This is a genomic window from Cupriavidus sp. SIMBA_020, from assembly GCF_046535395.1.
In the GTDB taxonomy this organism is placed as follows: Bacteria; Pseudomonadota; Gammaproteobacteria; order Burkholderiales; family Burkholderiaceae; genus Cupriavidus; species Cupriavidus campinensis.
In genome coordinates this window covers 1-270 of sequence record NZ_JAWRWU010000618.1, presented here as the reverse complement: position 1 = coordinate 270, position 270 = coordinate 1, and the positions used below count along the sequence as shown (strand labels likewise).

1 protein-coding gene is annotated in these 270 nt (G+C 69.3%); it reads right to left on the bottom strand.

Annotation, left to right across the window (positions count from 1 at the left end; genetic code table 11):
• Positions 1–104 precede the first annotated feature (104 nt).
• Positions 105–270: DUF3005 domain-containing protein (locus tag SB751_RS30770; protein ID WP_410749121.1), on the bottom strand; the 166-nt coding region annotated here is incomplete at its 5' end.

Below are 270 nucleotides of genomic sequence, written 5' to 3'. Positions count from 1 at the left end.
ACGATGCGGACACGTCCGCGCAGGAACTCGGCCCGCAGTAAGGGCGCTCGGTAAGCTCACGGCGGACCGCCTCCTGGCGGTCCGCCGAAGCAACGATCGCGACGTCAGCCGATCCGCTCGAAACAGATCACATGTTCGGCCCGCGCGCCGACGCCATGCTGGACCTCCACTTCCACGTCACCGACATACCGGACGCGCCAGCCCGGCCGCGTCCCGATCAGCGGCACATTCCCGCCCGGCCGGCTTTCGATGCCGCCGAGCCCTTCATCG